Below are 20024 nucleotides of genomic sequence, written 5' to 3' on the forward strand. Positions count from 1 at the left end.
CCCTCACCCCACCTCCACCATCCCCTCCCGCAGGCCCGTGAGGATGCGGGTCAGGAGGCGGGAGACCTGCATCTGGGAGATTCCGAGGGTTCTGCCGATTTCGGTCTGGGTCAGTTCTGCGACGAATCGCAGGTGGAGGATTTGCCGGTCGCGTTCTTCCAGGGCGCCCAGGAGTGGTTTGAGTGCCTGGATGTTCTCCGCCTTTTCCAGGGCGGGGTCCTCGCCTCCCAGGTAGGCGGCGAGTGTGCCGCCCGCCGAGTGTGTGTCGCCGTCCTCCGGTGGGGCGTCGAGGGAATCGGCGGAGTATCCGTTGCCGGCGTACAGCCCTTCGATGACGTCTTCCTGGTCCCTTTCCAGGTGCTGGGCCAGTTCGGCGGTGGTGGGCGCGCGGTTCAGGTCGTGGGCGAGTTTTTCGCGTGCTCCGGCGAGGTCGATACGGAGTTCCTGGAGGCGGCGGGGGACGTGCACCGCCCAGCTGGTGTCCCGGAAGTACCGCTTGATCTCCCCGACGATGTACGGGACGGCGAAGGCGCTGAACGGCACTTCGCGCGAGAGGTCGAACCGGTCGATCGCCTTGATCAGCCCGATGGTGCCCACCTGGACCAGGTCCTCGGTCTCGTCGGCACGGCTGCGGAATCTGCGGACGGCGAAGTGCACCAGGGACAGGTTCATCTCCACCAGGCAGTCGCGCGCGTACCGGTGGGCGGGATCGTCCTCTGGGAGGGTGGCCAGCCGTTCGAAGAAGAGCCGGGACACCTCGCGGGCGTCCTGCGGGGTGACGGCGCCCGCGTCCTCCAGCCAGGGCAGTCCGGCGGGTCCGGCCGCGGGCCGGTCCGTCACGGGGACGAGTTCGGTCATCACGCGGCCGCCTGCCCGCCACCGGCGGCCGAGCGCGGGTGGCGCACGCGGAACCACACCCATTTCCCGGTGCGTGTCCGGTCGAAGCCCCAGCCGTCCGCGAGCGCCCCCAGGAGCTCCAGGCCCCGGCCGCCCTCGGACAGCGGCCCGCGCTCGGCGCCGGTGGCCATCGGTACCGTACGGGCGGTGTCCCGGACCGCCGCGAAGAGCGTGCCGTCCGCCTCGCCGATCAGCATGAGCGGGATGTCGGGCGCGGTGGAGTGGCGTACGGCGTTGGCCACCACCTCGGACAGGCAGGTCTGGCCGTCACCGAGCACGTAGCGGTCGGGGTCCAGGACGGCGCAGACCGACTCGCGGGCCAGGCGGGGGGCCTGGGGGCTCGCCGGCAAGCGCATCCGCAGGGCGCGGACGGGGGCCTCGGCCGGGGCACGGACGGGGGCCACGGCCGGGGCGCCGGTGAGGGCTTCGGCGGGGGCTTCGGGCAGGGACATCGTGCGGGTCTTCCCTTCGGTCCGCAGTCGGGTTCCGGCACCCTCGTTGTGCCCCCGGGGCGGCCCGGAACCCGGGGCTTATGTCCTCGCGTGCGGGACGTAAGCCCCGAACGTCTCCGTGCGCCCGGACAGGCCCAGGGCCCGTACGCGGGTGCGTACGGGCCCTGGGCTCGTCTCTGGCGCGGCACGGTCCCGCCGTGCCCGGCGGGGTCAGCCCTTGCGGGCCTTGACCTCGTCGGTGAGGGCCGGGACGACCTCGAAGAGGTCGCCGACCACGCCGTAGTCGACCAGGTCGAAGATCGGCGCCTCGGCGTCCTTGTTGATGGCGACGATGGTCTTCGAGGTCTGCATACCGGCACGGTGCTGGATCGCGCCGGAGATGCCCGCCGCGATGTACAGCTGCGGCGAGACGGACTTGCCGGTCTGGCCGACCTGGTTGGTGTGCGGGTACCAGCCCGCGTCCACCGCGGCGCGCGAGGCGCCGACGGCCGCGCCGAGCGAGTCGGCGAGCGCCTCGATGACCGGGAAGTTCTCGGCGCCGTTGACGCCGCGGCCACCGGAGACCACGATCGCGGCCTCGGTCAGGTCCGGGCGGCCGGTGGACTCGCGCGGGGTGCGCGAGACGACCTTGGTGCCCTTGGAGGAGTCGGCGACGGTCACCGCGAGCTGCTCGACCGTACCGGCGGCCGGCGCGGCCTCCGGGGCGGCGGAGTTGGGCTTGACGGTGATGACCGGAGTGCCCTTGGTGATGCGGGACTTGGTGGTGTACGAGGCCGCGAAGACGGACTGCGTGGCCACCGGGCCCTCGTCGCCGGCCTCCAGGTCGACGGCGTCGGTGATGATGCCGGAGCCGATGCGGACCGCGAGGCGGGCGCCGATCTCCTTGCCCTCGGCGGAGGACGGCAGCAGCACGGCGGCCGGGGAGACGGCCTCGTACGCGGCCTGGAGCGCGTCGACCTTCGGCGCGACCAGGTACTCGGTGAACTCCGGCGCGTCGGCGGCCAGCACCTTCACCGCGCCGTGCTCGGCGAGCGTCGTGGCGGCGGTGTCGGCGCCGGGGCCGAGGTGGACGGCGACCGGCTCGCCGATGCGGCGGGCGAGGGTGAGCAGTTCGAGGGTGGGCTTGCGGACGGCACCGTCCACGTGGTCGACGTAGACAAGGACTTCAGCCATGGGATTGCTCTCCTGCGGGAAAAGTGAGGGCGGTGGTGCGGAAGGGATTCCGGGGGCTCAGATGAACTTCTGGCCCGCGAGGAACTCGGCGAGCTGCTTGCCGCCCTCGCCCTCGTCCTTGACGATCGTGCCCGCGCTGCGGGCGGGACGCTCGGCCGCCTCGTCGACCTTGGTCCAGGCGCCCTCCAGACCGACCTCGTCCGCCTCGATGTCCAGGTCGTCCAGGTCCAGGGACTCCACCTTCTTCTTCTTGGCGGCCATGATGCCCTTGAAGGAGGGGTAACGCGCCTCGCCGGACTGGTCGGTGACCGACACGACGGCCGGCAGCGACGCCTCCAGCAGCTCGGTGGCGGTGTCACCGTCACGGCGCCCCTTGACGACACCGCCCTCGACGGAGACCTCGGAGAGCTGGGTCACCTGCGGTACGCCCAGGCGCTCGGCGAGCAGCGCGGGCAGCACGCCCATGGTGCCGTCGGTGGAGGCCATGCCGCAGACGACCAGGTCGTAACCGGTCTTCTCGACGGCCTTGGCAAGTACGAGGGAGGTGCCGAGCGCGTCGGTGCCGTGCAGGTCGTCGTCCTCGACGTGCACGCCCTGGTCGGCGCCCATCGACAGCGCCTTGCGCAGCGCGTCGCTCGCGTCCTCGGGGCCGACGGTCAGGACGGTGATCTCGGCGTCGCCGTCGGCGGCTTCCTTGATCTGCAGGGCCTGCTCGACCGCGTACTCGTCGAGCTCCGAGAGCAGGCCGTCCACGTCGTCGCGGTCGACGGTCAGGTCCTCGGCGAAGTGCCGGTCGCCGGTGGCGTCGGGCACGTACTTCACACAGACAACGATCCTCAGGCTCACGCCGGCTCTCCTACCTGCTTCGACTCTTCAGAACTGCCTTGTGCTGGCAGCATAGGCGCCTGTTGGGGCGGCTTCCGGTCGGACGGGTTCCCCGCGCCGACCGAAATATTACTCGCCAGTACATCCACCCCATTCCCCGGAAGCAAGGCCGTTGAACTGTGACGTTGCCAACGGATACGGAAGGGGCGGACGCGTCCCGCGCACGGAACCGGCGGACCGCGCGACGCGTTGAGACGGCCGCGCGGCACGCGCCGGAGCGGACTCAGTCGCGCAGCGCGTTGTAGCGGCCCCCGTGGTAGAGGAGCGGGCGGCTACGGCCCGCCGTCCCGGCATATCCCTCCGGGTCGCCCTCGACGACCCGGCCGAGCACGATCCGGTGGTCACCGGCGGGCACCCGGGCCACCACCTCGCAGACCAGCCAGGCCAGCACACCGTCGAGCAGCGGCACGCCGTGCGGGCCGGGGCGCCAGGAGGTCGGGGCGGCGAAGCGGTCGGCACCGCTCCGCGCAAAGGTGCCGGCCAGCTCCTGCTGGTGCTCGCCGAGTATGTGGACGCCGATGTGCCCGGCCTCGGACACCGCGGGCCAGCTGGAGGAACCGGTGCTGATGCCGAAGGACACCAGCGGCGGGTCGGCGGCCACCGAGGTCAGGGAGGTGGCGGTGAAACCGGCCGGGCGGGCGCCGGGCACGGTGATCACGGCGACGCCGGCGGCGTGCTGCCGGAAGACGGAGCGCAGGAGGTCGGGGGCGGCGGAACGGGGCGTACCGAGGTCGGCCGGTGCCGTCATGGAGATGTCCTTCTGCCGTGGTGTACGGGCCGGAGCGGCGCCGTCGCCGGCGCAGCCGAAGTCGTCGCTGCTCACGTGGCGGGACAGCGCACGCCGACGGTGCGTCGGAGGTCCGCGTGCGCGCGTCCGCGAAGGAAGGGGCCTGACCGCATGACGTCACCCTGACGATGCGTGTGCCGGGCAGTCAAGTGACGCCCGGTTTCTGGGAGATCAATCACGGACGGCGTCCCCCAGGGCGGCGATGACATCGGCCTTGCGGGGCTGCCCGGCCGCGCGGCGCACCACCGCGCCGCCCCGGTCGAGCACCAGCACCGTCGGCGTGCGCTCGATGCGCAGGGTCCGCACCAGGTCCAGGTGCGCCTCCGCGTCGATCTCGACGTGGGCCACTCCGTCCACCATGTCCGCCACCTCGGCCAGGGTGCGCCGGGTGGCCCGGCAGGGCTGGCAGAAGGCGCTGGAGAACTGGACGAGCGTGGCCCGCTCCCCCAGTCCGGCGCCCACTTCGGCGGCTCCCAGCCGCGTCCCCACGTCCTGCCCTGACACCCGTCACCCTCCCGTCGCGGTGGTACGCGGCATGCCGGAAGCCCGCTGCCACGGGCACGGCGTCGCGCTCCATCGGTCCTGTCGTCGACGGGTGCAGCGTCCGCGGGGCCGGATTCATTCCCGCCGCCTGCGCGCGCCAGGTGTACCTTCTGCTGCGGAGGGCAACTGGACGGTGTGACCGGCACGTGATGAGAATCTCCCGGCAGCGGGGTCCCGTACGGTAGCCGCAGGGCCTCCGATCGGGCACGATCTCCCGAAAGCCGCATACTTACGGCTGCGTAACTTCTTCGCCGGGAGAACCCTCCCCAGGCACAGAAAAGGGGTCCCCCGACATGGCAGAGCTCGTCTATCCGCCCGTCATCGGCGCCGCCCGTACGGCGTTCAAGGCGCTCGACCTGAAGTTCGACATCGCCGGGGCCGACCACATCCCCCGGCGCGGCGGCGCGGTACTGGTGAGCAACCACATCGGCTATCTCGACTTCATCTTCTGCGGTCTGGCCGCCCGTCCCGCCAAGCGCCTGGTGCGCTTCATGGCGAAGGAGTCGGTCTTCCGGCACAAGGTGTCGGGGCCGCTGATGCGCGCGATGAAGCACATCCCGGTGGACCGCACGCAGGGCGTGCACGCCTACCGGCACGCGCTCAGCGCGCTGCGCGGCGGCGAGATCATCGGCGTCTTCCCGGAGGCGACGATCTCGGAGTCCTTCACGCTGAAGACCTTCAAGTCGGGCGCGGCCCGGCTGGCGCAGGAGGCGGGCGTACCGCTGCTGCCGATGGCCCTGTGGGGCACTCAGCGGCTGTGGACCAAGGGGCACAAGCGGGACCTGGGCCGCAACCACTTCCCCGTCACCATCCGGATCGGCGAGCCGGTCGAGGCCTCGCCGGACGAGCAGGCGGAGAAGATCACCGACCGGCTGCGGTCCCGCGTGCAGGACCTGCTGGAGGCGGCGCAGCGCGCGTACCCGGTGCGTCCCAAGGGCCCGGAGGACACCTGGTGGGTCCCCGCGCACCTCGGCGGCACGGCTCCCGCCCCCGGGGCGACGGCCTGAGTCCTGCCGTCCCGGCGGCTTCCGGAGGGACGGCGCGGCCGCGGCGTCCAGGTGGCCGCCGCGGCGCGGCTCAGTCGAAGAACCGCGGCTCCCGCACCTCGATGCGGGCGTCGGGGCAGGTCTTCGCCAGCGCTTCGGCGAGTTCGGCGGCCGCGGCGGTCAGTTCGGCGGCGGTCATCGGCGCCATCCGCTCCAGCAGGAACAGCGCGTTCACGGAGGAGTCGGTGAGCCGCGTCCGTACGCCCTGGCGCCAGTTCCAGCGGCGGCAGGTCACGCCCTCGTCGTCGCACCACACCACCTCGCCGGGCTCCGGGTGTTCGACGACCTGCTCGCCGCCGGCCGCGGTCACGAACGGTTCCGCGCCGGTGGCCCGTACGAGCCGCATGCCTCCCCGGATGTGGTCCAGGTCCTCACCGCCGACGGGGATCAGGTGGGCGACGCTGATGGCGTTGTAGAGGTCGACGAGGCGGTTGATGCGGGGCAGGCCGCCGTCCGCGAGGGCGCGCTTGGCCAGCGCTTCGGCCGAGTTGCGGGTACGGGACGGCTTGGTGCCGAAGGCGGTGTACGCGGCGCGCCAGGCGGCGATGTGCGGATCGTCCTGCGGGGCCCGGCCGTCCAGCCGCTCCGCGAGCCGTCGGGCCGCGGCGTCGAGCAGGGCCGAGCCGGCCTCGTCGCTGGGGCCGTTGGTCAGACCGTACGCCTCGACGGCGACATGGCCGAAGCCGGGCGCGAGGGCGCGTACCTCGTCGGAGACGTGCAGGGGGAAAGTCATGTTCGGCGTGCCTCGGGGATCGCTGGTGCGGTGGGGAGCAGCTGCCATAGGTGCGGCCGGTCGTCGGCCTTCCGGAGGCATTGCAGCACAGCGGGACGCGGTTCAGCAAACAGTACCTGGTAGTCCACTTCATTGGACTCCGGCCGGACCGGCCACGCCGGCTGCTCGCGGTCGGGGCGGAACCGCGACGCGTCGACACCGGGCTTACTCCGCAGCGCCCGACCGGAAGCCAATGATTCTCCGGTCGGGCGCATAGTGGTTCAGCTGATCCGAAAGATGCGGCCTAGCGGCCCATCTCCTCGCGCAGCGCGGCCAGCAGGCCGTCCACGTCCTCCTCCGTCGTGTCGAAGGAGCACATCCAGCGGACGTCGCCCGCCGCCTCGTCCCAGAAGTAGAAGCGGTAGCGCTTCTGGAGCCGCTCGGTGACGTCGTGCGGCAGCCGCGCGAAGACGGCGTTGGCCTGGACGGGGTAGAGGATCTCCACGCCGTCGACTTCGCGGACGCCGGCGGCGAGCCGCTGGGCCATGCTGTTGGCGTGGCGGGCGTTGCGCAGCCACAGGTCGCGTGCGAGCAGTGCCTCCAGCTGCACGGATATGAAGCGCATCTTGGAGGCCAGCTGCATGGACATCTTGCGTATGTGCTTCAGCGCCCGCACCGCGTCCGGGTTGATGACCACCACGGCCTCGCCGAACAGCGCCCCGTTCTTCGTGCCGCCGAGGGAGAGCAGGTCCACGCCGACCGCGTTCGTGAACGCCCGCATCGGTACGTCCAGCGACGCCGCCGCGTTGGCGATCCGCGCCCCGTCCAGGTGCACCAGCATGTCGCGCTCGTGGGCGTGCTCGCAGATGGCCCGCACCTCGTCGGGCGTGTAGACCGTGCCCAGCTCGGTGTTCTGGGTGATCGAGACGACCTGCGGCATCGCACGGTGCTCGTCGTCCCAGCCGTACGCCTCGCGGGCGATCAGCTCGGGGGTGAGCTTGCCGTCCTCGGTCGGCACGGTCAGCAGCTTCAGACCGCCGACGCGCTCGGGCGCGCCGCACTCGTCCACGTGGATGTGCGCGCTGTCCGCGCAGATCACCGCGCCCCAGCGGTCGGTCAGCGCCTGGAGGGCGACGACGTTGGCGCCGGTGCCGTTGAAGACCGGGAACGCCTCTGCGGTCTGCCCGAAGTGGCTGCGGACGGTCCGCTGGAGGTGCTCGGTGTACTCGTCTTCGCCGTAGGCGACCTGGTGGCCGCCGTTGGCGAGGGCGAGGGCCGCGAGGACCTCCGGGTGGGCGCCCGCGTAGTTGTCGCTGGCGAAGCCGCGCACCGACAGGTCGTGGCGCCGCCGGGCGTCGGTCTGCTGTTCGGTCACGCTTCGGGGGTCAGCCACAGACGCTGTCCATTCACTTCCTGGGCGGGCCGCTCCCAGACGCCGCTGACGGCCTGGGCCAGGTCCTTGACGTCCGTGAAGCCCGCGAACTTGGCATTCGGGCGCTCGGCGCGCATCTGGTCGTTGACGAGCGCCTTGACGACCAGGATGGCAGCCGCCGCCTTCGGGCCGTCCTCTCCCCCCGCCTTGCGGAAGGCGTCGCCGAGGGCCAGCGTCCACGCCTCGGCGGCCGCCTTGGAGGCGGCGTACGCGGCGTTCCCGGCGGTGGGCTTGCTCGCGCCCGCGGCGCTGACCAGCAGGAACCGGCCGTTGCCGGACCGCTCCAGCGGAGCCTGGAAGGCGAGCGAGGTGTGCTGGACCGTACGGATGAGCAGCTTCTCCAGCAGGTCCCAGTCCGCGAGGTCGGTCTCCGCGAACGACGCGGAGCCGCGCCAGCCGCCGACCAGGTGCACCAGGCCGTCGACGCGGCCGAACTCCTTCTCCGTGCGGTCCGCCCAGGCGCGGGTCGCGTCCAGGTCCAGCAGGTCCACGGTGTCGCCGGTGACGGTGGCGCCGCCGTGCGCGTACCGCGCGGCGTCCACGGCCTCCGCCAGCCGCGCGGCGTCCGCGTCGGAGGCGACCACGGTCGCCCCCGCCTCGGCGAGCCGCAGCAGTGTCGCCCGCCCGGCGGGACCCGCCGCCCCGGCCACCGCGATGACCGCGCCTTCCAGTGCTCCCTGGCCGTTCGTCGCAGTACTCATGTTCCTCGTCTCCTCGTGCTCCGGCCTGCCTTGTGTACCGTCGGCGCTCACACCGCCGCCAGTACGTCGCTTCCGGCCGTGATGCCCTTGGTGGAGGCAATCACGCCGCGCAGTTTCTTGGCGAGGGCCTCGTAGAACATGCTGAGCGGAAACTCGTCCGGCAGGACGTCGTCGACGAGCTTGCGCGGCGGCTTGTCGAGGTCGAGCGCGTCGGGTCCCTTGGCCCAGACGGAGCCGGGGTGCGGGGCGAGGTAGGTCGAGACGAGGTCGTAGGCGGCGAACCAGTGGACCAGCTTGGGCCGGTCGATGCCGTCCCGGTAGAGCTTCTCGATCTCGCCGCACAGCTGGTTGGTGACCTGCGGGGCCCGCTCCCAGTCGATGTGGAGGGTGTTGTCCGTCCAGCGTACGACGTCGTGCTTGTGCAGGTAGGCGAAGAGCAGCTGACCGCCGAGGCCGTCGTAGTTGCGCACCCGGTCACCGGTGACCGGGAAGCGGAACATCCGGTCGAAGATGACCGCGTACTGGACGTCGCGGGCCTGGCGGAAGCCTTCGGCCTCCAGCTTGACGGCCTCCTTGAAGGCGGTCAGGTCGCAGCGCAGCTCCTCCAGGCCGTACATCCAGAACGGCTGGCGCTGCTTGATCATGAAGGGGTCGAACGGCAGGTCGCCGTGGCTGTGGGTACGGTCGTGGACCATGTCCCAGAGCACGAACGCCTGCTGGCAGCGGTCCTGGTCGGCGAGCATCCCGCGGATGTCGTCGGGCAGTTCGACGCCCAGCGTCTCGACGGCGGCCTCGCTGACCCGGCGGAAGCGGGCGGCCTCGCGGTCGCAGAAGATACCGCCCCAGGTGAAGCGCTCGGGGGCCTCGCGCACGGCGATGGTCTCCGGGAAGAGGACGGCGGAGTTGGTGTCGTACCCGGCGGTGAAGTCCTCGAAGGTGATGCCGCAGAACAGCGGGTTGTCGTAGCGGGTGCGCTCCAGCTCCGCCAGCCAGTCGGGCCAGACCATGCGCAGCACGACCGCCTCGAAGTTGCGGTCCGGGTTGCCGTTCTGCGTGTACATGGGGAAGACGACCAGGTGCTGGAGGCCGTCGGCGCGCTGCCGCGCCGGCTGGAAGGCGAGCAGCGAGTCGAGGAAGTCGGGTACGGCGAAGCCGCCGTCGGCCCAGCGGCGCAGGTCCGCCACGAGCGCCTGATGGTAGGCGGCGTCGTACGGGAGCAGCGGCGCCAGCTCCCCGATGGCCGATATGGCGCGCTCGACCTCGCGCCGGACGGCGTCGGCAGCGGGTGCGCCCTCGGCGGCGAGGTCGATCGAGCCGTCCTTGGACTGCCACGGACGAATGGTCTCGATGGCGTCCTTCAGCTCCGGCCACGCCGGGTGCGCTACTACACGCTCTGCTGTCTCGATGCCCCCCGGGGCACCCACAGGCGAAAGAATTTCCGTCATGACTACCCTCCGGCAGGAGATCCTGTTGTCCGGCCACCGTATCCAGGGGTGCTTCGTCACCTCAAGAGCCACAGGGAAAAATCTTTCGTCAAACCCCCATGGTCACGAATTTTTTTCCTGCCTACCTAAGAGGAAGCGGAAGTTTCTGTCACGCGGGCTCACGGCTGCCACTCATCCTCCAGCCCGCATCCCGGAACAGCACGCATGCGTGACGGCGGCCCCCGGAACGATCACCTCATACGGCGCGGAGCGGCGGCCGAGGGGCCGCAGGAGCGGCATCCGGCCCCTGGGGGCGGGTGGATCCGGCCGATCCCGTCCGCCCGCCGGGCCGCTCCCGTACGGCGCCGCCTCGTGCAGACCACCACGCACACCCGGCGGCCGGGCCCGCCAACTGCGCCTCCGGGCCGCCCGGACTCCCCGCCGCGCTTCCGCCGCCGCCCCGCACCGCCCGCCCTCGCTTGACCGGTTCCTGTCACTCAGGCCGCCGCGCGGTCCTCCGCCGCCATCACGAACCGGGCCCAGCGGCCCGCCGCGTCAGCGCGTGAAGGACTCGCCCACGCACGAGTGAGCCGTTTTCCGGGCCGACAGCGCGGAGGGGGACGGCCGAGGCCCCCGGCGCGCGCCCGTCGCCGCGGAGCGGGCCGCCCAGGACCCGGGAAACGCCCCGGTTCCCGCGTTTTCAGCGGGTACGGCCGAGGGCTTGGCAAGCCCCCGTTCCGGCCACGTCACAGGGCTGTCCGACATCGGTTCCGCCGGTCGGGCCGCCCGTTAGGCTGTGCGCCGTTTCGAGAGAGCAGCCGGTGGGCCCGCGCCCGGCACAGGCCCGGCAGCCGTGCCCCACGGCCGGTACCGCTCTGCCGGCACCCCCGACAGAAACGAGGCAGCCTTGTCCTTTCTCACCATCGGACACCGCGGGATGATGGGCGTCGAGCCGGAGAACACCCTGCGCTCGTTCGTCCGCGCCGAACGCGAAGGTCTCGACGTCATCGAGCTGGACCTGCACCTGAGCAAGGACGGCGCGCTCGTGGTCATGCACGACGCGGACGTGGACCGCACGACCGACGGGACCGGTCCGGTCGCCGACCGCACCCTGGCCGAACTGCGCGACCTCGACGCCGGTGACGGCGAGCGCGTCCCGGTGTTCGAGGAAGTCGTGGACGCGGTGCGGGCGCCGCTCCAGGCGGAGATCAAGGACGCGGCCGCCGCCCGCGCGCTCGCGGACCTGCTGCGCGCCCGCGACCTGACGTCCCGGGTCGAGGTGATCTCCTTCCACGACGAGGCGCTGGTCACGGTCTCCCGGCTGCTGCCCGGCGTACGGACCGCGCTGGTCGCCGAGCACTACGGCACCGACGTGGTGGACCGCGCGCTGGCCGTGGGCGCCTCGGCGCTCTCCCTCGACATCCGCCGGCTCACCCTGGAGCTGGTGGACCGCGCCCACACCGCACAGCTGCGCGTCTTCGGCTGGACCGTCAACACCCACGACCAGCTCCGGCTCAGCCGCGGGCTGGGGCTGGACGGCGTCGTGACCGACTTCCCCGAGATCCGGCGGGCGGTGCGCTTCACGGCCTGAGGCCGCGGCCGCGCGGCACTCGTCAAGCGTCTCCGCCCTGGTCGAGCCTCTTGACCAGCAGCTCGAATTCCAGGTCGGGGCGCTGCGGGATGCCGAACCGCTCGTCGCCGTACGGGAACGGGAACATCCGGCCGGTACGCCGGTAGCCGCGCCGCTCGTACCAGGCGATCAGGTCGTCGCGCTGCCGGATGACGGTCATCCGCATCTCGGCCGCGTCCCACTCGGCGCGGGCGGTGCGCTCCGCCTCGGCCATGATGACCTTGCCGAAGCCGCCGCCCTGGAGGGCCGGCCGGACCGCGAACATTCCGAAGTACACGTGGTCGCCGCGGTGTTCGAGCTGGCAGCAGGCGACGATCTGCCCGGCGTTCTCGGCGAGCAGCAGCCGGCTCTTCGCGTCGCGCACCACGGCCGCGACACCCGCGGGGTCGGTGCGCTGCCCCTCCAGCAGGTCCGCCTCGGTGGTCCAGCCGGCCCGGCTAGCGTCGCCACGGTAGGCGGACTCGATCAGCTCGACGACCGCCGGGACGTCGGCCTCGGTGGCGGATCTGTAGGTCAGCTCGACGGTCGTCATGGGCGGAGGTCCTCTCGGTGGCGTACGGCGCGGCGGTACGGGCGCCGCGCCGGAGCGCCGCGCACGGTACGGCCGTACCGGAGGCTAACAAGAGCGACCGGACGGCCACCCGGGCCGTCCGGTGTTCCGCCACCTCGGCGGACGGCTTCCGAAAACGCCCCCGTGATCCGCGGCGCCCGGAGGCGTAGGGTCCGCAGCATGGTGCATGTACTGAGCAGCAGGGTGCTGGTGCGGCCGTCCGACCCGGAGCGGTCGCGGGAGTTCTACGGCCGCGCGCTGGGCCTGGCGATCTACCGCGAATTCGGTACGGGCCCGGAACGCGGAACGGTCTACTTCCTCGGCGGCGGCTTCCTGGAGGTCTCCGGCCGCTCCCCCGAGCCGCCTACGGCCACGCTCCAACTGTGGCTTCAGGTGGACGACGCGGCCGCCGCGCACGAGGAGCTGGCGGCCCGGGGAGTGGAGATCCTGCGCCCGCCGGTGCGGGAGCCGTGGGGCCTGGTCGAGATGTGGATCGCGGACCCGGACGGCCACCGGATCGTCCTGACCGAGGTCCCGGCCGACCACCCGCTGCGGTACCGGCCCGGCATCTGACCGCCCCGGCGTACGGCCTCCGCCTCCCGGGGGCCCGTGTCCCCGGAGTCCGTGTCCTGGGAGTCCGCCTCCCCAGGGCCCGCCTCCCCGGCCCCGCGCCCTGACGCCCCGTACTGCCGGTCTGCCGTCCTGCCGTCCCGGCGCCCTTCTGTCCCGCCGTCCCGCCGTCCCGCCGTCCCGCCGCGCATGCTCCCCGTCTGCGCCCGTGCGCTCCCGATTCAGGGTTTCCCGCGGGCGTCCGTGGGCCGTCCGCGGGGCACGATGCCGCTGTACGGGGCTGCACGACACCGGGCCGCGCGACACCGCGCCGGCCACGCCGCCCGCGTGCGACCGCCGTACGGGCTCGCGGGGAGGACGCCGTGCACGGACCGCCTTGGGTCGGATGGCTGCTGGTGCTGCTGTGCGCCGGAGCAGGGGCGTACTGCCTGTCGAGCGTGCGGCGCGGTACGGCCGCGCAGCGGCGGGAAGCGCGCGGTGAGGCGCTCATGGGGCTGGGCATGGCGGCGATGGCGGTGCCCGCCTCCGCCGTGGCGCAGCCGTCCTGGACGCCATGGGCGTTCGCGGCCGTCTTCGGTGCCGCGGGCCTGTGGGCGCTGCTGCTGAGGCATCCGCACCACGCGGTGGGCGCGGCGGCGATGGTCTACATGGCCCTCGCCATGGTGTCCGTCCCCGGCGGCGGGCCGGAGGGCGGCGGGCACGCGGCGCACACGGAATCCATGGAGCGGGCAGGGGCGATGGGGCCGGGTGGCCTGCCCGCGTTCACGGCGCTGCTGCTGGCGTACTACGCCGTGTACGTCGTCGTCGCCGGTGTGCGGCTGGCACCGGCAGCCACCCCGGATGCGGCGGACGTCGGCACGGCGGTCCCGGTGCGGGCCGCGTGGCCGGAGGTGGTGGGGGCGTGCCGGGTGGCGATGGGCATCGGCATGTTCGCGATGCTGCTGGCCCTGTGAGCGGATGCCGAAGCCCTGTGAGCGGATGCCCAAGGAGGGCGGATGCCGAAGGAGGACGGCCTCTCCTGAGCGCCGCCCGCCTCGGATGCCGGTGGTATACGTCACTTCCGGCGCGAGATCGTACCTCGCGGTAGCCGCGCGCTCATAGGCTGACGCCCATGATGGTCCCTCTCGCGCTGATGATGCTCGGCGCGCTGGCTGCGGCGATGGCGCCGCGCCTGATGGCCCGCGCCGACTGGCCCGACCGCGAACCGGTGCTCGCCCTGTGGGTGTGGCAGTGCGTGGTCGCCGCCGTCCTGCTGTGCTGCGTCCTCGCGATGTCGCTCTGCGGCGCCGCCGCGTGGGAAGCCGTGCGCAGCCACCTCTTCGGCCACGCGCCGCGCGTCGTCGTCGAGGCGTACGCGCTCAAGGCGTACGGCCCCTGGTCCGGAGTGCTGGCCGCGGTCCTGGCGTGCGGCGGCGCGTGGACGGCCGTCATGCTCACCCGCGAGGTGCGCGGCGCCCACGCCCGGCGCCGGCAGCGGCGCGCCGATCTGCTGCTGCGCTCCCCGCTGCTGCCCGGCGAGCAGCCGACGGCCGACCGGCTCGTGGTCCTGGAGGGCGATCGCCCCGAGGCGTGGTGGCTGCACGGGTCCGCCGCCCAACTGGTCATCACCACTTCGGCGTTGCGCCGCCTGAAGGGCCGTCAGCTCGACGCGCTGATCGCCCACGAGCAGGGGCACGCGCGGGCCCGCCACGACGTCCTGCTGCACTGCGCGTCGGCGCTCGCGACCGGCTTCCCGCAGGTGCCGGTCTTCGCCGCGTTCCGCGACCAGGTGCACCGGCTGGTCGAACTGGCCGCCGACGACGTGGCCTCGCGCCGTTTCGGACGGCTGACGATCGCCCTGGCCCTGGTCGAACTCAACGAGGACCGCGGGGTGTTCGGACCGTGCCCCGCCCAGTGCGCCCAGGTCCCGCACCGGGTGCACCGGCTGCTGGCCCCCGCGCCGCGCTTCACTCCCGGCCGCCGGCTGCGGATGACGGCGGTCGCGGCACTGGTCCCGGCCGTCCCGCTGCTGGTGACGTTCATGCCGGGGTTGAGCGCGCTGACGGGCTGACGTGCCGGGGCGTGCTGGGGCGTGATGGGGCGTACTAGGGCGACGTCCGAGGCGCTGAACCGCGGTGCTGACGCGGCGCGGTGCCGACGCGACGCGATGCCGTCACGGCGCGGCGCTGACCCGCGGAGCCACCGGCGTACGCGGCTCCGGCGGGAGCGCGCGGACGTGCGAACGCCCCCTCGTACGGGGACTTCCTGGCCCTCCCCCACCCCCCTCCGCAAAGATTCCCCCATGCCCCCCATGCCCCCCAAGCCCCCCAAGCCCCCCGCCCCATCCCTCTCACCACCCCGCCCCCACCTCTTCCGCCACCCCCTCCCCTCCTTCCTCCCCTGCCTCCTCCTCTCCCTCCTCTTCGCCGTACTCCTCGCCCTCGTGTCCGCCCGCTGGAGCCCGCTGCTCGCGCTCGACCGGGACATCGCCACGGCCCTGCACCACACGGCCGTCACGGCGCCCGGCCTGACACAGGCCAACAAGGTCTTCTCCGACTGGATCTGGGACCCGTGGACCTTGCGCGCCCTCCTGGCCGTCGCGTTCATCGCGCTCCTGCGGCGCGGTCAGTGGCTGCTCGGCTGCTGGGTGGTGGTCACGGCAGCGGTGGGCACGGCACTCCAGCAGGTGCTGAAAGCCCTGGTCGGCCGTCATCGCCCGGTGTGGCCGGACCCCGTCGACTCCGCGCACTACGCGGCTTTTCCTTCCGGCCACGCGATGACAGCGGCGGTCGTGGGCGGCCTGGCGCTGTGGCTGCTACGGCTGTACGGAGCACGTCGGCGGTGGCGGTGGGCCGCCGCGGCGCTGGTCGCCGGGTCCGTGGCGGGTGTCGGATTCACCCGCGTCTACCTGGGGGTCCACTGGGCGACGGACGTGCTCGGCGGCTGGCTGCTGGGCGCTGCCCTGGTGGCGGCCGCGTCGACCGCGTACGCCCGCCGGTACGGGACGCACCGGTGACGGCGGGCCGTCGGCACGACAGGATGGCCCTATGACGATCAAGGGTGTGCTCTTCGACTTCTCCGGGACGCTGCTGCGCATCGAATCGCCGGAGAGCTGGCTGCGGGCGGTGCTGGCCGAGACCGGGACGGACGTCGCGGAGGAGGACACCGTCCGCCTCGCGGCGGAGCTGAGCCGCGCCGGCGCGCTGCCCGGCGGTTCCTCGCCGGTGCGCCTGCCGCCCGGTCTGGCCGCTCTCTGGGAGGACCGGGACCGCAGCGCCGGTCATCACCGCGAGCTGTACACCGGGCTGGCCCGGCAGGTGGCCCTGCCCGACGACGCGTTGTACGACGCGCTGTACGAGCGCCACATGACGCCCGCCGCGTGGGCGCCGTACCCGGACGCCGCCGCTGTCCTGGGCGAACTGCGGCGGCGCGGCATCCGTACCGGCGTGGTCAGCAACATCGGCTGGGACCTGCGCCCGGTGCTCCGCGCGCACGGTCTCGACCGCTTCGTCGACAGCTACGTCCTGTCGTACGAGCACGGCATCCAGAAGCCGGACCCGCGGCTGTTCGAGATCGCGTGCGAGGAGCTGGGGCTGGCGCCCACGGACGTCCTGATGGTCGGCGACGACCGGACGGCGGACGGCGGCGCGACGGCACTCGGCTGCGGCTACCTGCCCGTCGACCACCTCCCGGTGACCGACCGCCCGGACGGCCTCCGCCCCGCCCTCGCACTGGCCGGCTGACCACCCACACGACCACCGGCCCTACGGCCGCAACACCTCCGTGTGAACGGCCAGCTTGAACTGGGCGTGCGCCCGGCCGGCGTCCCCGGATGCACGAACATCTGCCACGGGTACGTCTTGTACTGGCCGCTTGCCTTCTTGCATACCTGGGCTCTGCAGGCGCGACCGCAAAGAAAAGATCGAGCCGATCGGTTCAGCACCTATTGGCAGAAGATGGCGGCATCGAGATCGCTGTAGTCGGGCGGCGAAATAGGACAGCACGCATCAAGATGCACGACGGAACGCGAACTTCCCATTCGGCCCGCAAGTCGGGCGAGATGCTTTTCGGGCAGCCCCTTGTCGAGACTGTTGACTCCTACCATTTCCTCGTTGAAAATCTCCGCGGAACCCCCACAGGAGGGGTTGAGGAGGGGGAATGTCGTGAGGATATCCGGCAGAACGTTAGCTCTCGGCTTTGCGAGCGCGGCTCTCACTGTATGCAGCCCTGCTACGCCGGCCGCCGCAGACAGCCCTCAGGCTACAACCGTTGCCGCGGACGGCACTGTCATCACTGCGGATGATTCCGAGGCCGGTCACGTCACCACCCATAAGCGTGGCGACGGCACGGAACCGCCCGCCGAGCTGGGCAATCCCTCCGAATGGGGCGTGGTGAAGATCCAGATGACGGCTTCAGCTCACTCCGGCAGGCCGGACCAGGAGGCCTGCGTCAACGCCAGCGGTGGAAAGTGGTGTTATGGCTGGTACACCGATTTCAACCCCGGCAAGTACTGCTACTCGAACTATTTGCATGAGACGAAGTGGCACAGATCCTCGGTGAAGCTCGGCAGCGGCTCACGCTCCAGCGGTTCGGTGAAGCCCGGCAGCGCCTCCAATGCCCACCTCTCAGCGGGTTTGGCCTACACCTGCTACACCTACTACAGCATCGATTAGGCTCTGATCCCCGCATCAAGCGGTGCCCCCTCGGCAGACAGGGCAGGTTGGCGCACCGCTCGGGGGCCGTTCGGTCGCTCGTGCGGTCCTGGAGTGGCGCCGCCTCCGGCTCTGGCTCAATCACGGAACAGGCAAGGGAAATCATACATTTACCACGCACTCGCGTCGTGCCGCTTGCAGTGTCTCTAGGGGCGGGTTTGCTACTCGGCTTGGCGGGCCCCGTCGCCGGAAAGTGGGACAATCCCTTTTGCGCCGCCCTGAGTCTTGTTTTTTCCGGCGGGTGGTCGTGGGCTTGCTATGCGTTCTTGGTGGGCTATTTCCGCCGGTCCAAAATCGAGTCAACGCTGCTGCCGTCTTTGGGGTTGGCTATCGGGGTGGTCGCGTACTACCTGTTCAAGGACATGAGCCCCGCCGTCCCGGCCGGGCTGGAATCCGGCACCTCCGGCGAGAAGCTGTTCTCCAGGATTCTCACGTGGGGAATTGCAGCTTTCGCCCTCGGGGCACCCGTGGGGCTCCTGGGCAACCTGGCGCGAGTGCCGGGTGTCGGCGGTCTCCCCTTCCGGCTGATCATTCCGCTCGTAGCCTTTTTCGAGACCTCCATGCGGCTGACCGCAGAAGCGGACGGGCAGGGCCCGCTGGTCGGAATGATGTGGAATGTGATTCGGTTCGCCGCCTGCGCTGTTGCGTTGGCCCTGGTGGGTCACACCATCTGGAGCTGGTGGCACGCTCGGCGCACTCGCCCCTCGGAGGCTGACGAGCACCGCGCCAGAGGCGGCATCACGTCTGTGTGACCTTCTGGAGTCCGGCCCCCCGCCATCGCGCGACCCTGCGTCCGTGAACCCCTCGCCCCGGCGGCCCCGCCGGTTCCATTGCGCCACAGGTTCCGGTCGGCCGGTAGACGGCGGGCGGAATTTGGGGCGGTGCTCGGGAACCGGGCGGGGGGAGCGAGGAGGGAGTGAGGGGGGAGCGGCGGTTCAGCAGATGCCTACTGTGGACAGGGCGTGGCGTTGTGCGGCGGTGACCTCGGTGGGGAAGTAGACGTAGCAGATGCCGCCGGTGCCGCTGACGACTTTGCCTTCGGCGTTCTTGCGTTTGGTGCGGAGCCAGATCTTCTCGAACTGGCGGCGCTGGTAGACGCGGCGGACCGCGGCGTTGGTCGGCGAGTTGGGGTCGTTGGCGACGACGTCGCCGGTGCGGGTGAAGCCGATGACGGTCATCAGGTGGCCGGCCGTGCCGTAGCCCGCGCCGGTCAGTTCGGGGGCCAGGAAGGACTGCGAGGTGATCACCGGGATGCCCGCCGCGATCAGGGTCTCGGCGTCGGAGAGGGTGCGCAGCCGGGTGACGACGCCCTCCATGTCCCGGTACGTGGCCGCGTAGGCGGTGTTGAAGGGCCAGTTGCCGCAGCCCTCGTACTGGTAGTCGAAGGTGTAGCGGGCGGCGTGGCAGACCTGGGGGTCGGCGTAGGCGGGGTTGACCCAGGCCAGGTCGGCGGCGGTGGGTTTGCGGCCCCAGTACTCGATGATCATCTGGGAGGAGGTGGGGCTGCACCACGCCTCGCCCCCGTTGTCGTACTCCGGGTACTGGCCCTTGTGGGTCTCCTGCGAGTACCGCGGCACGACCAGTTCGCGGCCGGTCGCGACGCCCGGCTTGGCGGCCGGCACGTCGAAGCGGTCGGGGATGTCGGAGCCCATCAGGCCGAGGCGCCACACCGTGGGCGTCAGGGTGGTGCCGGGCTTCCGGTAGAGCGTGACGCGCAGCTCGTACGAGGTCAGCCGCAGGCCGCTCGCCGGGGCGTCGATGGCGAAGGTGTCGGTGGAGATGCTGCTCCTGCCGTCCTTCTGGCCGTCGACGGAGGTACGGCGGATGTCGCCGTCCCCGGCGGCCCAGCGGCCCATCACGTACCACGGGGTCTTCACCCCGTCGCCGTACGTGCCGCGCAGCTCGACGGCGATCCAGGTGCCGGCCGGCGTCTCGGCGTTCCAGGAGACGACGGCTTCCGTGGACGGGACCTTGAGGGTGCGGGCCGGGGAGGTCCAGACGGCGTACTCCCAGGTGGCGGTCGCACCGGTGTGTGGGTCGCGGTAGTCGGCGGAGCCGGCCGGGCGGTCGATCACCACGCCGGGGCGGCGCCCGTCGACGGTGCGGGTGCCGTTCGCGACGCCCTGGTTCCAGTCGGCTGCGGTGTGCCAGGCTCGGTAGTCCACGAGACGCTTCGCCTTCGGTGCGGCGGACGGTGCGGAAGGGGAGGCGGCGTGCGCCAGGGGGGTGGCCGTGCCCGCCGCGACGGCGAGGGCGGCGGCCAGGACGGTACGCCGGGGCGTGGGTCTGCTCATGGTGGAGTCCCCCAGTCGGATGCGATGGTTTGAGCCAGGAGAACGGTGGTGCTCAACTATTGCCCTTGCTTGCGCCCTTCGGCCAGCCATTCGTCGCGCGTCGCGGCAGGGATCACCGGGGTGCGGCGGCCGGGGCCCGTACGCGGGCGCGGGCGTTCCCGGGAACCGGCAGCCCGCAGGCCCCGCGGACCCGCTGGGCCGCACGTCCCGTACCGGTAATCTTGCGGCGTCCCACCG

General features: G+C 71.9%; 21 protein-coding genes. 9 read left to right on the top strand and 12 right to left on the bottom strand.

Features of this window, described 5'->3' with window-relative positions:
* Window positions 1-3: 3 nt before the first annotated feature.
* From A6A06_RS35730 to A6A06_RS35755, 6 genes are all read right to left on the bottom strand, one after another.
* Complete coding sequence (locus tag A6A06_RS35730) at window positions 4-858, bottom strand: RNA polymerase sigma factor SigF (protein WP_073768320.1); 855 nt, start codon at window positions 856-858, stop codon at window positions 4-6.
* Window positions 858-1349, bottom strand: a complete 492-nt coding sequence (locus A6A06_RS35735; protein WP_079194595.1) for an ATP-binding protein — start codon at window positions 1347-1349, stop codon at window positions 858-860. The genes A6A06_RS35730 and A6A06_RS35735 overlap by 1 nt, the downstream gene beginning before the upstream one ends.
* Window positions 1350-1559: 210 nt before the next feature.
* Entirely contained in the window at window positions 1560-2522 is a 963-nt protein-coding gene (locus A6A06_RS35740) for an electron transfer flavoprotein subunit alpha/FixB family protein (protein WP_073767572.1), read from the bottom strand.
* 57 nt (window positions 2523-2579) lie between these two features.
* A complete protein-coding gene (locus A6A06_RS35745; protein WP_073767574.1) occupies window positions 2580-3368 on the bottom strand; it encodes an electron transfer flavoprotein subunit beta/FixA family protein in 789 nt (262 codons plus the stop codon).
* A 262-nt stretch (window positions 3369-3630) separates the two neighbouring features.
* The gene (locus A6A06_RS35750; protein ID WP_073768324.1) at window positions 3631-4155 is read right to left on the bottom strand and encodes a flavin reductase family protein; all 525 of its coding nucleotides are present in this window, start codon (window positions 4153-4155) and stop codon (window positions 3631-3633) included.
* Window positions 4156-4365: 210 nt separating this feature from the next.
* Window positions 4366-4698, bottom strand: coding sequence for a thioredoxin family protein (locus tag A6A06_RS35755; RefSeq protein ID WP_073767576.1), 333 nt, complete (start codon window positions 4696-4698; stop codon window positions 4366-4368).
* A gap of 332 nt (window positions 4699-5030) precedes the next feature.
* Between A6A06_RS35755 and A6A06_RS35760 the strand changes: the two genes are divergently transcribed.
* On the top strand, window positions 5031-5744 hold the full coding sequence (locus tag A6A06_RS35760; RefSeq protein WP_073767578.1) for a lysophospholipid acyltransferase family protein: 714 nt from the start codon (window positions 5031-5033) through the stop codon (window positions 5742-5744).
* 70 nt (window positions 5745-5814) lie between these two features.
* Here A6A06_RS35760 and A6A06_RS35765 read toward each other — a convergent pair whose 3' ends face one another.
* From A6A06_RS35765 to A6A06_RS35785, 4 genes are all read right to left on the bottom strand, one after another.
* Complete coding sequence (locus A6A06_RS35765) at window positions 5815-6516, bottom strand: B3/B4 domain-containing protein (protein ID WP_073767580.1); 702 nt, start codon at window positions 6514-6516, stop codon at window positions 5815-5817.
* Window positions 6517-6799: 283 nt separating this feature from the next.
* A complete protein-coding gene (locus A6A06_RS35775; protein ID WP_073767582.1) occupies window positions 6800-7888 on the bottom strand; it encodes a threonine aldolase family protein in 1089 nt (362 codons plus the stop codon).
* Window positions 7867-8628, bottom strand: a complete 762-nt coding sequence (locus A6A06_RS35780; protein WP_079194596.1) for an SDR family NAD(P)-dependent oxidoreductase — start codon at window positions 8626-8628, stop codon at window positions 7867-7869. Before A6A06_RS35780 ends, A6A06_RS35775 begins: the two co-directional genes overlap by 22 nt.
* 47 nt (window positions 8629-8675) lie before the next feature.
* Window positions 8676-10073, bottom strand: coding sequence for a DUF6421 family protein (locus A6A06_RS35785; RefSeq protein ID WP_073767586.1), 1398 nt, complete (start codon window positions 10071-10073; stop codon window positions 8676-8678).
* Window positions 10074-10959: 886 nt separating this feature from the next.
* Here A6A06_RS35785 and A6A06_RS35790 point away from each other — a divergent pair.
* Window positions 10960-11643: a glycerophosphodiester phosphodiesterase gene (locus tag A6A06_RS35790; RefSeq protein ID WP_073767588.1), complete on the top strand. Its 684-nt coding sequence runs from the start codon at window positions 10960-10962 to the stop codon at window positions 11641-11643.
* Window positions 11644-11665: 22 nt separating this feature from the next.
* Here A6A06_RS35790 and A6A06_RS35795 read toward each other — a convergent pair whose 3' ends face one another.
* Window positions 11666-12214 (bottom strand): GNAT family N-acetyltransferase, encoded by a 549-nt coding sequence (locus A6A06_RS35795; RefSeq protein WP_073767590.1) that lies wholly within the window; start codon window positions 12212-12214, stop codon window positions 11666-11668.
* 198 nt (window positions 12215-12412) lie between these two features.
* Here A6A06_RS35795 and A6A06_RS35800 point away from each other — a divergent pair, with 198 nt between their 5' ends.
* The 7 genes from A6A06_RS35800 (at window position 12413) to A6A06_RS35830 (ending at window position 18245) form a co-directional block, all read left to right on the top strand.
* Window positions 12413-12805, top strand: a complete 393-nt coding sequence (locus tag A6A06_RS35800; RefSeq protein WP_073767592.1) for a VOC family protein — start codon at window positions 12413-12415, stop codon at window positions 12803-12805.
* A gap of 359 nt (window positions 12806-13164) precedes the next feature.
* Window positions 13165-13755 (top strand): DUF5134 domain-containing protein, encoded by a 591-nt coding sequence (locus A6A06_RS35805; protein WP_073767594.1) that lies wholly within the window; start codon window positions 13165-13167, stop codon window positions 13753-13755.
* A 158-nt stretch (window positions 13756-13913) separates the two neighbouring features.
* Entirely contained in the window at window positions 13914-14852 is a 939-nt protein-coding gene (locus tag A6A06_RS35810; RefSeq protein ID WP_073767596.1) for a M56 family metallopeptidase, read from the top strand.
* A gap of 240 nt (window positions 14853-15092) precedes the next feature.
* A complete protein-coding gene (locus tag A6A06_RS35815) occupies window positions 15093-15797 on the top strand; it encodes a phosphatase PAP2 family protein (RefSeq protein ID WP_073768326.1) in 705 nt (234 codons plus the stop codon).
* Between the two features lie 31 nt (window positions 15798-15828).
* Window positions 15829-16524, top strand: coding sequence for an HAD family hydrolase (locus A6A06_RS35820; RefSeq protein WP_073767598.1), 696 nt, complete (start codon window positions 15829-15831; stop codon window positions 16522-16524).
* Window positions 16525-16944: 420 nt separating this feature from the next.
* Window positions 16945-17454, top strand: coding sequence for a lactococcin 972 family bacteriocin (locus tag A6A06_RS35825; protein WP_073767600.1), 510 nt, complete (start codon window positions 16945-16947; stop codon window positions 17452-17454).
* A 209-nt stretch (window positions 17455-17663) separates the two neighbouring features.
* A complete protein-coding gene (locus A6A06_RS35830) occupies window positions 17664-18245 on the top strand; it encodes a hypothetical protein (protein WP_242441125.1) in 582 nt (193 codons plus the stop codon).
* 183 nt (window positions 18246-18428) lie between these two features.
* Here A6A06_RS35830 and A6A06_RS35835 read toward each other — a convergent pair whose 3' ends face one another.
* Complete coding sequence (locus A6A06_RS35835; RefSeq protein ID WP_073767602.1) at window positions 18429-19787, bottom strand: peptidase C39 family protein; 1359 nt, start codon at window positions 19785-19787, stop codon at window positions 18429-18431.
* Window positions 19788-20024: the final 237 nt, after the last annotated feature.

This window comes from Streptomyces sp. CB02923 (genome assembly GCF_001905005.1).
GTDB lineage: Bacteria > Actinomycetota > Actinomycetes > Streptomycetales > Streptomycetaceae > Streptomyces.

Coding starts and splice junctions, on each gene's coding strand:
- A6A06_RS35730 (WP_073768320.1), bottom strand. CDS start 858: ATGACCGAACTCGTCCCCGTGACGGACCGGCCCGCGGCCGGACCCGCC.
- A6A06_RS35735 (WP_079194595.1), bottom strand. CDS start 1,349: ATGTCCCTGCCCGAAGCCCCCGCCGAAGCCCTCACCGGCGCCCCGGCC.
- A6A06_RS35740 (WP_073767572.1), bottom strand. CDS start 2,522: ATGGCTGAAGTCCTTGTCTACGTCGACCACGTGGACGGTGCCGTCCGC.
- A6A06_RS35750 (WP_073768324.1), bottom strand. CDS start 4,155: ATGACGGCACCGGCCGACCTCGGTACGCCCCGTTCCGCCGCCCCCGAC.
- A6A06_RS35760 (WP_073767578.1), top strand. CDS start 5,031: ATGGCAGAGCTCGTCTATCCGCCCGTCATCGGCGCCGCCCGTACGGCG.
- A6A06_RS35765 (WP_073767580.1), bottom strand. CDS start 6,516: ATGACTTTCCCCCTGCACGTCTCCGACGAGGTACGCGCCCTCGCGCCC.
- A6A06_RS35780 (WP_079194596.1), bottom strand. CDS start 8,628: ATGAGTACTGCGACGAACGGCCAGGGAGCACTGGAAGGCGCGGTCATC.
- A6A06_RS35785 (WP_073767586.1), bottom strand. CDS start 10,073: ATGACGGAAATTCTTTCGCCTGTGGGTGCCCCGGGGGGCATCGAGACA.
- A6A06_RS35795 (WP_073767590.1), bottom strand. CDS start 12,214: ATGACGACCGTCGAGCTGACCTACAGATCCGCCACCGAGGCCGACGTC.
- A6A06_RS35800 (WP_073767592.1), top strand. CDS start 12,413: ATGGTGCATGTACTGAGCAGCAGGGTGCTGGTGCGGCCGTCCGACCCG.
- A6A06_RS35810 (WP_073767596.1), top strand. CDS start 13,914: ATGATGGTCCCTCTCGCGCTGATGATGCTCGGCGCGCTGGCTGCGGCG.
- A6A06_RS35815 (WP_073768326.1), top strand. CDS start 15,093: ATGCCCCCCAAGCCCCCCAAGCCCCCCGCCCCATCCCTCTCACCACCC.
- A6A06_RS35820 (WP_073767598.1), top strand. CDS start 15,829: ATGACGATCAAGGGTGTGCTCTTCGACTTCTCCGGGACGCTGCTGCGC.
- A6A06_RS35835 (WP_073767602.1), bottom strand. CDS start 19,787: ATGAGCAGACCCACGCCCCGGCGTACCGTCCTGGCCGCCGCCCTCGCC.